This is a genomic window from Yersinia sp. 22-579, from assembly GCF_030433455.1.
In the GTDB taxonomy this organism is placed as follows: domain Bacteria; phylum Pseudomonadota; class Gammaproteobacteria; order Enterobacterales; family Enterobacteriaceae; genus Yersinia; species Yersinia enterocolitica.
In genome coordinates this window covers 1-14,240 of the sequence record NZ_JAUJTZ010000010.1, presented here as the reverse complement: position 1 = coordinate 14,240, position 14,240 = coordinate 1, and the positions used below count along the sequence as shown (strand labels likewise).

The window sequence follows — 14,240 nt, the reverse complement described above, 5'->3', positions numbered from 1 at the left end:
CAGGACCTCGGTTGACATTTGATTTTAAATGCCCAGTTTAGTTTTTAACACTTCATAAGGCGTTTTTCCACCATGTACTGAATGGGGGCGATGACAGTTATAAAATGCCTCCTATTCCGCTAGTTTTTCATAGAGGTCGACATCATCCGTATAATCGATAAGCTGATAAAATTCCTGTTTATCTGTCAGATGAGAACATCCTACTTTTCCATTTAACCTCGGTATCGCTGGTTTGATATAAACATGTTCCATCCCTAACTCATGAACATGCCAGTTAAATTTCACCTGGAATTCATGGCCATTGTCTGTCCTGATAGTCTTTATTCGGAAAGGAAACTTATTCACAATGTAATCAATAAAATCAATCGTATTAGCTTGATTATGCCGCTCATAAATTTTTAAGGCACGTATCCGAGTCGCATCATCAATTGTGATATATTGAAAACGCTTAATCCGTTGACCATTAGGGCTATTAAAAAACAATAATTTAACATCAATCTGCACATGATGCCCAGGAGCTTGTTTCTCATAGTGCTTGAACAACGGCTTAGAGCGTTGTCGTTGATTTAGTCTATTTCGAAGAAGGACGTAATAACAGCCAGAGCGGGATACCTTGATATTATGAATATCATAACAAGTACCACGATATTCTCTGAGGTCCAAAATGGTATGTTGTACGCAAGTAAATTATTTGCTCTTCAATGTGCTTTGCCACACGTCGAGTAGAATTTTCTGGGCAAGGCTTATGATTGATTAACCCTTGTTCTCCATAGCACTCATAGGCTTTTTCCCATGTGTAATAGGTTTGCCTGCTAATACTAAAATGTCTGCAGGTTTTAGCGACATTTTTGGCATTACTTGCATAGTTTAAGACTTTTGTTTTTGAGCGCTATATCTCGCTCCGCTTTAGCATTCATCATATCCAGACCTCCGGCTACAGTTAGAAAACACTAACTGTCCACCGAGGTCCAGACTTTCATAGATTCAGATATTGCTACTTCAACTGCACTACAGTTCAATTTTCCAACTGCCAGCTATTGGATATGCCGACCCACTTTGGCAAACATCGCTACACCATAACCATTCAGGTTGGCATCATATTAGCTCTGATAACTGTTGCGGTATAAAACCACCTGACCAGCGATATTGAAATAGCTGCCCTGTGCCGTCATTAAGTATAGTAACTGCCCAGACCACAAGTATCGGTTTTGGTATGGATGAAATCCTACAAGGGTTCGCTGTCGCCGTGAAGATGGGCGCAACCAAGAAAGATTTCGATAATACGGTTGCTATCCACCCGACTGCCGCCGAAGAATTTGTTACCCTGCGCTAAGCTCTTTTGCTCGAACTTAAAGGCTATAAATCGTCCGGTTTATAGCCTTTTTATTGCTTTGCATTCGACCTTCAAGAATATTTTTTACTTTCGCGCAGGCGATTTCCCGCAAGTTTCCAGCCAAAATTCATACCCGCCGCAGCCAGCAGGATTGCACTGGCACCCACCATTTGCATAACACTTAGCCGGTGACCAAATACCAGCCAGTCGACAAAAATCGCCACCACCGGATAGATAAAAGAGAGCGCGCCAACCAGGCTGGTCGGGATCTTCTGAATCGCGCCATATAATAGTGAAGACATCAATCCGGTATGAATAACGCCGATTATGAGCAGTAATCCCCACGTGCTGCCTGGCAGCGGAAAATCAGACCACCTCACAAAGGGGGCCAGCAAAATAGCGCCAACCAACAACTGAATCAACACTATCAGATGCGGCGGTAGGCCTTTTAGGCGTTTGATAATCGCTGCGGTGACCGCATACATAAATGCCGCCCCTAGTGCCATTACTACACCAATGAGGTAGTCGGAACCTAAGGTGATAGCGCCTTGCTGTCCAATAATAATAAACAGCATTCCGCCAAAAGCGACCAGCAACCAACCCAATGTATTCGCCGTTAATTTTTCACCAAAAAACAACACGCCTAGCCCGACCAACATAAAGGGCTGAGTATGATAAGTTACCGTCGCGACCGAAATAGAAGCATAAGAGTACGCGCCAAACAGTAAAACCCAGTTCAATACCAGCGTAATGCCGCCAATAATAGCGATGGCAATGTGCTGTCGAGTGAGCACACCACGTTTAAGCAAACCCAGCACAAAGCAGGCAATAAACATCGCGAATGCACCAAACACACAACGCCAGAACACAACGGTCACGGCGGGTTGTCCTGATGCAATAACCGGCCAGCCCACCGTACCGGAGATAAGCATGGCGGCAATCATCTCCACTACGCCACGCGTTTTTATTTTCATCGTTTTTCTCCACAATAGCTGCCTGAATGCTTTGGTATTGAGTACTTGGCACTCAATCAAAAACACATTAAAATGAACAAGTGACTATTATGGTGAACGATATTCAGTTGTTCGTCAAGATGAACAAACGAACGATATGGTGAACAATGACTGATTCTGTGCTCGATAATTCAGACCATGCCGCAACCCCTATTGGCTTGCTTTCTGCCTCTATCCGGCGGGAACGTGAGAAGTTGGGGCTGACGGTAACGGAATTAGCCAAACGCGCCGGTATCGCGAAATCAACATTATCGCAATTGGAAGGCGGAGCCGGTAATCCCAGTCTGGAAACGCTCTGGTCGCTGGCAATGGCGTTGGATGTCCCCGTCAGTCGGCTCATCGCCCAGCCCCGCTTGCATGTTCAGGTGATCAGAGCGCATGAAGGAATTCCCGCAGTTTCTGAACAAGCGAATTACACCGCTACGTTACTGGCTGCCTGTCCCGCCGGGGTGCAGCGTGATATCTATCGAATTAACGTTCAGCCTGGTGAACCAAGGCGTTCCCGAGCGCATATGCCCGGCACAATTGAACATGTCATTATTGGTTCAGGCAAAGCCAGAGTTGGGCCTGTTGAGCAGACGGTTGAATTAAATAGCGGCGATTACATGAGCTATTCCGCAGATGTAGAACATATCTTTGAAGCACTGACCATGGACACCACTGCCGTGATGATGATTGAGCACGCATAAGATATTGAGGTATCTATGGAATTTACGACAGGAAAAAGTCATTTGCGGGCGGTTGTGCGCCACTTTGGCCCGGCCATCGAGTCTGTTCAACTTGAATCTTATGCCCCCGCTCTGCTTAAGGTTGGTGAGTTGCGGGTAAAAATGCAGTTCAGCACAATCAATCCCTCAGATCTGATTACTATTTCTGGTGCATATTCCTCACGAACCCCATTACCCTTCGTGCCCGGCTTTGAAGGAGTTGGCATAGTAGAAGCTGGCAGCGAATTGGTGGGTCAACGCGTCCTCCCACTGGGGAGTGCCGGTGCATGGCAGCAATATAAGCATTGTGATGCGAACTGGTGCTTTGCCGTTCCCGACTGGCTCACTGATGAGCAAGCCGCCACCTGCTATGTTAACCCGATGACGGCCTGGTTGATGCTAACAGAAGCCCTCGCCGCAGCCCCTGGAATGAAGATAGTGGTCAGCGCAGCGAACTCAACGATTGGTTTGATGCTGATCCGAATGGCAAAACAGTTGGGCCTAACGGTTACCGCGATTGTTCGCCACGCCGGGGCTGAAAATGTTGTTGATAATACTGAACCTGGTGAGTTACTGATATTACCGCATACAGGCAATACGACTTATAGCAATCCATTACCACCAATCGGGGATGCTGATGCGGTGCTCGATTGTGTTGGCGGCAAAACCGCAATGAAGCTGGCAGGAATGGTACGGCAAGGTGGGAAATTTATCTCTTACGGACTGCTGTCCGGTGACCCAATTCCCGCCTCATTTTGGCAATATCGGCCTGATATTCGCTTTAGTTACTTCCACTTACGTCAATGGGTTCATACCGCAGGCCGTGATGCACTGGCAGCAAAGCTAAATGAAATATTCCCGCTCATTCGTGATGGTATTGCCAGTTCAAGAATCGCAGGGATATTCCCTCTCAATGAGTTACCCGCTGCATTGAGTGTTATGAGTCAGAACTCTTCTCAAGGGAAAATTCTTATTCATTGTGATCGCTAAAAAAATCAGGCCAGAGCTAAGCCCTGGCCTGAAAATCATACTGTAACATGGTGAATTAGAAGCTAATCTTCACACCAACATTACCCGCATAGCCGTCCATTTTACCGTTAAAAGCGCGCTGGTATTTAGCATCTGCATAAATATCAACATTACTATTCACTTTAGCAGTCACGCCAGCACCGCCCTGCCAATAGGTTTTACTGAATTCAGGTCGCAGACTCGCCGTATCAATAGTGACCTGCGGGTTTTTACCTAACTGATACACCACATCAGCAGATAAATAAGGTTTGATGGTTTGCTGTTTGGTTGCCTCACTAAAGACACGCATCCCAGCGCGGGCCTGCCCGACAGAGTAAGAAGTACCGCTCACTCCTGAAATCTCGTCACTGAAACTGTTCAGATTCAGATATTGGTATTTCAGTTGCCCCTGGGGCTCCACTTTCCAACTTCCTGCAATAGGGTACGCCTGACCCACTTCGGCAGATAGCGCCGCACCATAACCATTCTGTTTGGCATCATGTTGACTCTGATAATTATTGCGGTATAACGTCCCTTGGCCAACGAGGTCAATATAGCCACCTTGTGGCGTCATTAAGGTGTAATAACCGCCCAGACCATAAGCATCAGTCTTAATCTTACCCGTATTTACTGATAGCTCCGGACGCACAGCCCGTGCCTTATCTTGCGTGTCAGTTTCCTGTTTACCCAGCGTTATCATCACGCCCGCTGTCGCCTGTGTTCCGGCAGAGTTTTCAGCTTGATAGAAATCATGACCCAATTGAGCGAACCAGATATCTGAGTCATAGCTAAAACGGCCCGCATCAAACTTATTATGCTGCCCGCTAATTCGGCCCCAGGAATCCTGATTAAAACCATTGGCCGCACCTTCAGCTGAACCACGGCGTTCGTGCAAACTGCCTAAAGTGGTAAAACCATAGAATGCATTTAACCACGGCGCGGCAATATATCCCGGCACTTCACTGCGATAAGCCGTTTCAGGTGGTTGTGGTGCCACAGGCGCAGGGTCAACACCAATACCTGTCCCCGGATCTGTCGGGCCAACAGGCGCCAGATTGGACTGCAAATTCCAGCTATGTTCATCTATCTTATATAAGAAATACTGATATGCCCCAGCAACAACCGCGTTGCTGGTGGTGAATTGCCCGGAGTGGGTATCACCATCAACGGTAATAAGGTTGATTCCGGCGCCGGTAGTTAGTGCCCCCAGCCCACCTTGATTAATCACCTGAACATAATGATCACCAGTGACATTCCCTATCACATGTAATCTATCTGCCGGTGAACTGTCATCGCCTAATTGTGCATTGAAAACAAAACTACCCGTGCCAGTGAGATTGCTATTAATGGTTAAGGTACTAAAACTGTTACCTAACGCGCGTGCATTTGGGTTACTGCCGCTTGGGATAAAGTTCATCTGACCCAAAATGTGCATCGACTCAACATCGGCATCACCGGTCAAATTCCACACACTGCTGCTATCAACATCAACACTTTTGGCGTTATATGCTGCACCCGTCCAGACCGAATTATTCTTCAGTGTTAAGCTAACATTATTATGCTCTTCCGCCTGAAGGTCACCCACCAGCACCGAATAGTTGTCAGCATTAAGATTGACGTTACTGATAATATTGAGCGGAGAAGCTACCGTTCCGACGTTAGTACTGGCGTTGACCAGCAACCCATTGCCGCCGATTAACTGTGAACCATTGTTCACGTCAATATTGATATTGGCACCATATGCACGAACACCAGCACCGTTCTCACTGACTATCTGAGAGTTATCCAACATAACCTGGCTATAAACCGCATTCGAGCCTGCGGCATAAATTCCACCCGCATTCATACCACTGGTCGTAATTTGGCTGTCTTTTAGCGCAATAGAACTGCTGGTTTGAGTCCACAAAGCATAAGCACTGGCACCGGTTGAGGTCGCGGTGATATTTTTAGCATTGATAGACGAACCGATAAAGGTGCCGAGCACCATGCCTGAAGCACCGGTGGTGTTAATCGTCGCCCCGGCCAGATTCAGATTTCCACCACGCGCAGCAGTAGCACCAATACTGCCAACACCCGCTGTGGAGATGCTCATATTGGTGGCATTAAAAATTGATTCTGAGTAAATGCCGTGAGAGCTATTGCCGCTTGTTCTCACGACTGTACTATCGACGGTTGCTGTGCCCCGGTTCTCTATAGCGGTGGCACCATCCCCTTCGGTAATGAACTCGGCATTATTTACCTTCACCGATGACGTCGTATCCGGTACCCAAATTCCCATGGCATAAGTGCCTTTGGAATGGTAGGAGCCACCATTGATCGTGACGTCAGCATTCATATTAACGTTAACCATCGTCGCGTTGCCGCTATGAGATATCGCATTGATATTATTTAATATAATGACTGCTTTATTGGTCGAACTGTTACCCATAGCGCGTAACACTGCGCCAGAAGCCAAATCAATATTGGCATTGCTGACTGTAGCCGAACCGGTAATATCAAAAACCTGATTCATATTACCCGTAGCCGTCAAGCCATCCATGGTAATAGTCGAATCCCGGCCAACACTCACCCCGGCGTAGCCGTTGGTCATATTAATTGTGGTGTTATCTAAGGTGGCATTTATACCGCCATTCCCAATATAAACCCCGGTGCCACTGGCACTGCTGGTGTTATTTATGGTGTTATTCGCCCCACTTAACGCACTGCCAATATCACTCAAATAAATACCGTAACTACCACCACCACTGGAATTGATAGTCGTATTATTGACTGTTAATTTAGCACCACCGGCCCCCGAAATACCGTAAGCCGATGAGCCACTGGTGGAGATCACAGTACCATTAATATCCGCACTGCTCCCCAGACCCGTCGAAGCAACACCATAAGCGGTGGAGCCAGTCGTCGTCACCGTCCCCCCCTGTAAGTTCACGGTGCCTTTATTATTGCTGATACCAAATGCCACGACACCATCAGTCTTGATAGCCGATCCATTCAGTGTCAGAGTGCCACCATTAGTCACATTGGCACCATTTGCACCGCGCCCCGTGGTAGTGATAGCGACATCTGAGTCGCCAGTTACCTCGCTGGTAGAACCTTGCACGCTGACCGGAGACAGGTTGTCACCATCGGTGCCATATTCACCTAAAATCGCAACAGAATTACCATCAGTGACACTCACTGTCTGTGCCGCCCAACTATAAAGTGGGGTTAGCAGCGGCACCAGTAAACTGGCCAGCAACGTTTTACGAAAACAAGGTAAGCGCGCTATATTATTTATATTCATGTTGACAACCTGGTTTTATAACAAATTCAAATAGAAAAAGTTTTTAACTTTATTTATTAGGTCTTGTTTTATCTGTAATATTTATATTTATTTGTCAGGTTTAATTTAAAGGAAATAAATAACCCACCCTATTGGGAATATATGCGATAAGAAATATTTTTAATATGGGACTACATGCCAAAATATGTAGTCCATTTCCTACAAAATATAAATAGAGACCTGAATCAGTCGTTTAAAACGGTTGAATTGAAAAGATAACTGACGTTAATTTCAGTATGCCAAAATGCTGGAATTTACCCACTACGGTTGTGATAGACCTCGACTCTGCTATTATCAACAGATTAGCCGCTGTTTTATGTCATATTTTGTAGAAGAATCATCTGCATAAGGCATGGATAACTGTATTCGAGGAGAATTATGCCGAACGCACCACGAGACAACCCAGCCCCGCTGGCTGCTGGGATTGAAACTGGCAAAAAAGCGATTTCCTTTATGACACGGATAAGTGAACGTGTGAAAGCTTACCCGGCAGTCGCCCATATTATCCGTGCAACAGACCGTTTCAATGATCGGTTAGGCAGCCAGTTTGGGGCCGCTATTACTTATTTTTCATTTTTGTCACTTATTCCTATTTTGATGGTTTCTTTTGCCGCCGTGGGTTTTGTGCTGGCATCCAATCCTGACTTATTGGCTGAATTAATTAACAAAATTGTTAATACCATCAGTGACCCAAGTTTGGCAGCCACACTTAAGAACACCGTAAATACCGCTATCCAACAGCGTACGACCGTGGGATTAACCGGTTTGGCGATTGCACTTTATTCTGGGATAAGTTGGATGGGAAATCTGCGCGAAGCCATTCGCGCTCAGTCACGAGATGTTTGGGAGCGCAATCCGCAGGATCAGGAAAAATTCTATTACCGCTATGCGCGTGATTTTGTTTCGCTCACTGGGTTAGTTATTGCGCTAATCATTACCCTGTCTCTGACGTCTATCGCCGGTGCGGCGCAATCTGCAATTGTTGATGCATTAGGGTTAGGGGGGATCGAGTGGTTGCGGCCAGTCATGACACTCATTGCCTTATCAATCTCTATTGCCGCTAATTATCTATTATTTTTATGGATCTTCTGGATTCTGCCACGACATAAGCCGAAGAAAAAAGCACTGTTGCGCGGCACCCTGATTGCCGCAATCGGTTTTGAAATCATCAAATTCATCATGACCATGATGCTGCCGCGCCTTGCCAGCTCTCCATCGGGAGCGGCTTTTGGTTCAGTCATCGGCCTAATGGCCTTTTTCTATTTTTTCGCTCGCTTAACCTTATTTTGTGCTGCCTGGATAGCCACCGCTCGCTACGCCGAGGACGGAACCTTGCCCCAGACAAGCGGCAATAACACCGCAGAGTAACCCCTGATCATGGAGGATCACCCATGTCTCGCAAGATAAAATTACTGATACTACTCGCCGTTGTCATGCTAGCGGCTTTGCTGGTCTATCAATTTCGCTTTAGCCACGCCGATGCGCTGTGGAAAATTGTTAGCCAGCAGTGTGTTCCGCATATGGAACAGGAACATAACCCGCAACCCTGTGTTGAGGTCGATACACAAGCGGGTTTCGTGGTGTTTAAAGATAAGAATGGGCCATTACAGTATTTATTAATGCCGACCGCCAAAATCAGCGGCATAGAAAGCCCACAGTTATTAGCCGCCAGCAGTCCCAACTATTTCTTTGATGCCTGGCAAGCTCGCCACATTATGGCGGATAAATATGGTGTGCCCATTGATGACGCGGATATCTCGCTAGCTATCAATTCAAAATATGGTCGCAGTCAGGATCAACTACACATTCATATTTCGTGTCTAAAGCCAGCAGTCAAAACGGCTCTGGCAGCACAGGAAACTGATTTCCGTCAGCAATGGCAGCCCTTACCCGGCGGTTTATTGGGACACGATTATTTAGTTCGGCGCACTACAGCAGCAGAATTGCAGCGATCAGGGGCGTTTCGTTTGTTAGCAAGCGAAGTGCCGGGCGCGAAAGATGAAATGGGGCATTATGGTTTAGCCATGACAGCATTACCGGATGGGCAATTCTTACTGCTCGCCAGCAAAGCGAGTCTGACAAAGTTGCATCGTGCATCGGTGGAAGAGTTGCAAGACCACAGTTGCCAACTGCTCCCCCAACCACCGATACATTAACCCGTTATTTTTTCTGCTTCATTTTTTGCAGCAGCGGCGTGCACTGATTTTCTTCTGCTTCACTTGGGGAAATCAGTGCCAGCAATGCAGCGGCAGGTGTGAGTGCCACACCTAATACCGCAGCAACCGCACCACGGGCCAGTAAAGGCCCAGCTTTGACCCCGGCATCAGGCTGTTTAAATGTGCCTTTCACATACAGCGGAGAACGTAGAGTCAGAATTCGCAGCCCTTTGCTTTCCGGATCAATAGATAAATCCAGCCGTTCGGTAGCAAAATTGATATTACCGGTAATATTGATAATGGCATTTTCGGTATCAATAACAAATAAGCGCGGTGTCGCCAGGCCATTGCGTAACTGAATATCCGCCACTGCGCAGTTAATTTTGACCTCATCATCGCCAAACAGCTTCGCCACCAGATAGTTACCCACATTCAGGCCGAGTAATTCCATTAAGCTGCGGCTGATAAGCCCCTGATTCAGTAACAAGCGCAGGTTACCATTACTGGTTGCCAACAGCGCAGCAACTGAGTTACCGGTAGCAGTAAATGATGCATCGCCATTCAACTGTCCCAAGCTGTTGCGCATTGCCTGTACCTGTGGCAACAGCTCTTTCAGTTGTAGGCGACGGGCATGCAAATCAACTTTACCCTGCATCGGGTCTTTGTTGCCATTCAGGCGCAGAGTTGCATTGAGATTCCCCCTGGCCATGCCAAATCGCAGTGGGTCGAGCAGCAACTCACCGTTATTCAGCACCACGTGAGTGGAGAGGTCGGTCAGCGGTAATGATTTATCCCGATCTATACGTTTAGCCGCATAGGTAACATCTGCATCCATCACTCCCCAGCTTTTGGTATCAAATTTTTCAGTCGGTAGCACCTTATTGCTCGGTTGTCGGTTGCGCTCACCACGATTGGCTTTTTCCTGATTGGAATCAGCCCCAATTAAAGGGGCCAAATCAGCAAAACGTAATTTATCTGACGACATGTTGCCGACTAATTTCGGGCGCGGCTGGCTATTGGTGTAAGTCAGGTCACCATGAATATCGCTATCGCCGATTTTGCCATTAAAGTTTTCATAACGATAAACTGCCCCACCAGCCTGTTTGAGGCTCGCAATTAAGCGACCATCGGTATTAAATGGGGGAGTAGCCGGCAATAACACACCAATCAGCGGATAGAGGTTATCCAAACTGGCACCGGAGAATTTCAATTGCAGATCCAGCCCTGCCAAATTGGCAGGATCGGTTAATGTACCCGCTACCGCCACCCGAGTGGAACCAGAGCGGACATCTGCCTGTAATGGGAAGGGAATGCTGGCATCCCTCATCGACAACATCCCACCGATTTTGCCACTGCCGGTTAAAGGCTGCCCCTGATACTTACCGTCAATCTTCCAACCAAATACAAAGTCCGGGGCGTTGTTCTGCGTTTTTTCAGTAGCTTTTTTCTCGTTACGGGCACCAGTCACCTCAGCAAATGGCAACGGCTTACCCAGTGGGTCAATCACCGCCTGCAAGTCTGCTTTTAGCACCGCATCTTTCAGGTTTATCTGGCCGCGATCAAACACAATATCATCAATATTTACCGACCAATCAGACGCGCTACTCTTATCCCCGGTCGGGCTATTCGCCAGGTTAAATGTCCAGTTATTCTTACCATCCGCCAGCCGTAGCAGGGTGGCATCCGGTTGGGTCAGCCAGATGCGCGGTATCCAGACTTCTTTCGCCAGCAACGCCAACGGAGCAATACTGGCATCAACCCGTTTCAGGGTGACCATCTCGCCAGTAGGGAACGCGGTAGATTCTGTTTTTCCTTCGGCGGTATTGTTCTTACCAGCGGCGTTATCGCCGGCTAAATCGGACGGGTTGCCCAGCACCAAATCCTCAGCGTGGATATGCGGCCATGGCACCCAACCGCGCCAGCCTGGCTCATCACCTTTGCGTGACCAGTCCACACCCAGATTGCCGCGAATAGCGAAAGGCCGTTGCAGCTCGGTCGAGACTTTCTCATTGATAGTTGGCTTTAGACGATTCCAGTCGAAAGTCTTAATAAACACGATGGCTGCTATCAGTAACAGCAGAATAACCCCGACTATGCCTGTCAGCACTTTTCCAGTTTTGGTCATAACAGCTCCATGCCAGTACTCATGATGTTAAGAACGTAAAAGTACTTTAACCATAGTCGAGAATGAAGCAACAGGGCGAGATGGAGGAAAGAGCTGCTGATTTATTGACCCAAAAACATTAGCCGCAAAACAGCATAGGGAGGGTCTGTAAACGATCAAATGACGTAGGTCGAGAGAGATAATAGCCTTGTGCGGCAACGGCATCAGACTGCTGCACCATTGCCCATTCTTGTGAGGTTTCCACCCCTTCAACAATCACGCCTTTGCTATAGCTCGCCATGAGAGTCACCAATTTGAAAAACAGTTGGTTTCCGACATCACTTTCTTGCAGCACGATAAACAGGTCTCTGGCGACTTTGATGTACTCATAGCGCCAGCTAATAAATGAAGTGAAATTTGCCAGCCCGCTGCCGAAGTCATCCAGCCATAGGCGGTCTGCTTCAGCAATACGTGCAAAGGGGGTATCAAGAGAGGTATCGACATGCTCGAGCAATTCAAAGCGAATGTAAGGCATGGCATCGATTAACACCTTAGCCTGCAAGTCGTCCTGCATCGCCATCAAAGCCTGACCATCAATGTTAATCGAGACCAACACCGAGTGATGCACAAATATCGCATGCCATTGTTTAACCATATTCAACTGCTCCAGCACCACATTCAAACGGGCGCTGATACTGATTGCACTGAAGTAATCTTCCGGATTCAGACGAGTATCCGGTGATGAGGGGTGAAAAACTGCCGTAAGCAGCTCGATAGCCAGCAGCGCACCGGAGGTACGATAGATAGGTTGAAAAGTGTACCGACGCTGACATTGCCGCCAGAAGCTCTGTCCTTTATTACGATCAATGGCGGCAAAGGATGGCGCAAGTAAACCTGATACTTTATTGGTCATCATCAGTTTAGTCGCCATGTTTTAGGGCACCAGACCGTCAAGGCAATAGGTATCGCCGTCAGTTTGAGCCACCCTGTGATAAACAGTTTTCCTTCTGGAGATGTTATCGACTCGGGCGAACAGAACTTTATATCGCAGCATGACAGATTATTATTTCCAGCCAGATTACAGGCCTAAACAGGCTGGCGCGGCACATTTAAGCCACCTATATTACTTAACTCAATGATGCTTTACTGGAGATGAATATGCCTTACGTCAATATTAAAATTACGCGCGAAGGCGCGACGGCGGAGCAGAAAAAACAGCTGATCGCCGGAGTGACCCAACTGTTAGTCGATACTCTGGGTAAAAACCCGGCGACGACCGTAGTCGTGATTGATGAAGTGGATACCGATAACTGGGGAATTGGCGGCCACAGCGTGACCGACCTGCGAAAGTCATCATAATTGTGTTCAGAAGCGCGGGAAACTTGCCAGTTTCCCGACCTATGTCATAAAAAATTTAAAACGTCGTTTTAATACTATTGACTCTAACCAAGCCAGCAGTGAGACTAACCTTATTTCCATTATCGACTCACAGGCCAGCTTTCCATGACCAGCAAAAATATTGCCGTTATCGGCGAATGCATGATTGAACTGTCACAAAAAGGTACCGACCTTAGCCGGGGCTTTGGCGGTGATACGCTGAATACGGCGGTATATGTTGCCCGTCAGGTGTCAAAGCAAGACTTGAATGTCCATTACGTCACGGCGCTGGGTACTGATAGCTTCAGTAACGAGATGTTGGCAGCCTGGCAGCAGGAAAACATTCACACCGACCTCATTCAGCGTATGGATGATAAATTGCCAGGGCTGTACTTTATCGAGACAGACAGCACCGGTGAGCGCACCTTCTATTATTGGCGCAATGATGCTGCCGCACGTTTCTGGCTCACCAGCCCGGCGGCAGACGAAATCTGCCAACGTCTGGAAAAGTTTGATTATCTGTATCTTAGTGGTATCAGCCTGGCAATTCTCGACAGTGCTTCCCGCCAGCGCTTACTGAAATTGCTGCGTGCCTGCCGTGCTAACGGTGGCAAAGTTATCTTTGATAATAACTACCGCCCTCGCCTGTGGCAGAGCAAGGAAGAGACGCAACAAGCCTACCGCGACATGTTGGCTTGCACGGATATCGCCTTCCTGACACTGGATGATGAAGACATGCTGTGGGGCGAGAAGCCACTGGAGCAGGTCATCGAACGCACACAGAATTTAGGTGTAAGCGAAATTATTATTAAGCGCGGCGCTGATTCCTGCATCGTCTGGGTGAAAGAGGGTTTTGAGGCTCACCAGTATGATGTGCCAGCAGTTAAACTGCCGAAAGAAAAAGTGGTCGATACCACCGCGGCTGGGGACTCCTTCAGTGCCGGTTATTTGGCTGTTCGCCTAACCGGTGGTAGCGCACATGACGCCGCAGTGCGTGGGCATTTAACCGCCAGCACCGTCATTCAGTATCGCGGCGCCATCATCCCACTGGCAGCCATGCCTGTAGTGTGATTGATAATATTTCTCGCCAGAAATCAGAATGAAGGGGAAGCGTGCCGTTGGGGTCGTAACGGCGTAAGCCGTCGGAGCGCCCCTTATATCTTGATCTCTTTCCTCACAGGATCGATGATCCCCGACTGATCATCGGGATGTCATGGGTG

Annotated in this window: 10 protein-coding genes and 2 pseudogenes; 7 read left to right on the top strand and 5 right to left on the bottom strand. The window is 47.7% G+C overall.

The features are described 5' to 3' along the window. Positions 1-24: 24 nt before the first annotated feature. Positions 25-883 (bottom strand): annotated as a pseudogene (locus QSV56_RS13125) (integrase core domain-containing protein); the annotation flags it as partial. A gap of 318 nt (positions 884-1,201) precedes the next feature. Between QSV56_RS13125 and QSV56_RS13120 the strand changes: the two are divergent. Continuing rightward, a pseudogene (locus tag QSV56_RS13120) lies at positions 1,202-1,333 on the top strand (hypothetical protein); the annotation flags it as partial. A gap of 71 nt (positions 1,334-1,404) precedes the next feature. Here QSV56_RS13120 and QSV56_RS13115 read toward each other — a convergent pair. After that, positions 1,405-2,307, bottom strand: coding sequence for a DMT family transporter (locus QSV56_RS13115; RefSeq protein ID WP_019081627.1), 903 nt, complete (start codon positions 2,305-2,307; stop codon positions 1,405-1,407). Positions 2,308-2,453: 146 nt separating this feature from the next. Here QSV56_RS13115 and QSV56_RS13110 point away from each other — a divergent pair, with 146 nt between their 5' ends. Together QSV56_RS13110 and QSV56_RS13105 are read left to right on the top strand one after the other, a co-directional pair. After that, complete coding sequence (locus QSV56_RS13110; RefSeq protein ID WP_019081628.1) at positions 2,454-3,035, top strand: helix-turn-helix domain-containing protein; 582 nt, start codon at positions 2,454-2,456, stop codon at positions 3,033-3,035. Between the two features lie 15 nt (positions 3,036-3,050). Then, a complete protein-coding gene (locus QSV56_RS13105; protein WP_050123135.1) occupies positions 3,051-4,043 on the top strand; it encodes a zinc-dependent alcohol dehydrogenase family protein in 993 nt (330 codons plus the stop codon). A 55-nt stretch (positions 4,044-4,098) separates the two neighbouring features. Here QSV56_RS13105 and yapE read toward each other — a convergent pair whose 3' ends face one another. Continuing rightward, positions 4,099-7,344 (bottom strand): autotransporter adhesin YapE, encoded by a 3,246-nt coding sequence (gene yapE, locus QSV56_RS13100; protein ID WP_301212670.1) that lies wholly within the window; start codon positions 7,342-7,344, stop codon positions 4,099-4,101. 417 nt (positions 7,345-7,761) lie between these two features. Between yapE and yhjD the strand changes: the two genes are divergently transcribed. After that, complete coding sequence (gene yhjD, locus QSV56_RS13095) at positions 7,762-8,751, top strand: inner membrane protein YhjD (RefSeq protein ID WP_019081631.1); 990 nt, start codon at positions 7,762-7,764, stop codon at positions 8,749-8,751. A 23-nt stretch (positions 8,752-8,774) separates the two neighbouring features. After that, positions 8,775-9,539 (top strand): CDP-diacylglycerol diphosphatase, encoded by a 765-nt coding sequence (locus QSV56_RS13090; RefSeq protein ID WP_301212668.1) that lies wholly within the window; start codon positions 8,775-8,777, stop codon positions 9,537-9,539. Between the two features lie 4 nt (positions 9,540-9,543). On the opposite strand, the gene QSV56_RS13085 is transcribed toward QSV56_RS13090, so the two are convergent. Then, positions 9,544-11,664 carry an AsmA family protein gene (locus tag QSV56_RS13085; RefSeq protein ID WP_263699044.1) on the bottom strand — a complete coding sequence of 707 codons (2,121 nt, stop codon included), beginning with the start codon at positions 11,662-11,664 and terminating at the stop codon, positions 9,544-9,546. 118 nt (positions 11,665-11,782) lie between these two features. Beyond that, entirely contained in the window at positions 11,783-12,574 is a 792-nt protein-coding gene (gene pdeH, locus QSV56_RS13080; RefSeq protein ID WP_019081634.1) for a cyclic-guanylate-specific phosphodiesterase, read from the bottom strand. 227 nt (positions 12,575-12,801) lie between these two features. On the opposite strand from pdeH, the gene QSV56_RS13075 reads away from it, so the two are divergent. Together QSV56_RS13075 and QSV56_RS13070 are read left to right on the top strand one after the other, a co-directional pair. Next, on the top strand, positions 12,802-13,002 hold the full coding sequence (locus QSV56_RS13075) for a 2-hydroxymuconate tautomerase family protein (protein WP_004388926.1): 201 nt from the start codon (positions 12,802-12,804) through the stop codon (positions 13,000-13,002). A gap of 144 nt (positions 13,003-13,146) precedes the next feature. Then, positions 13,147-14,091 carry a sugar kinase gene (locus QSV56_RS13070; RefSeq protein WP_019081635.1) on the top strand — a complete coding sequence of 315 codons (945 nt, stop codon included), beginning with the start codon at positions 13,147-13,149 and terminating at the stop codon, positions 14,089-14,091. The last annotated feature ends 149 nt before the right edge of the window (positions 14,092-14,240 follow it).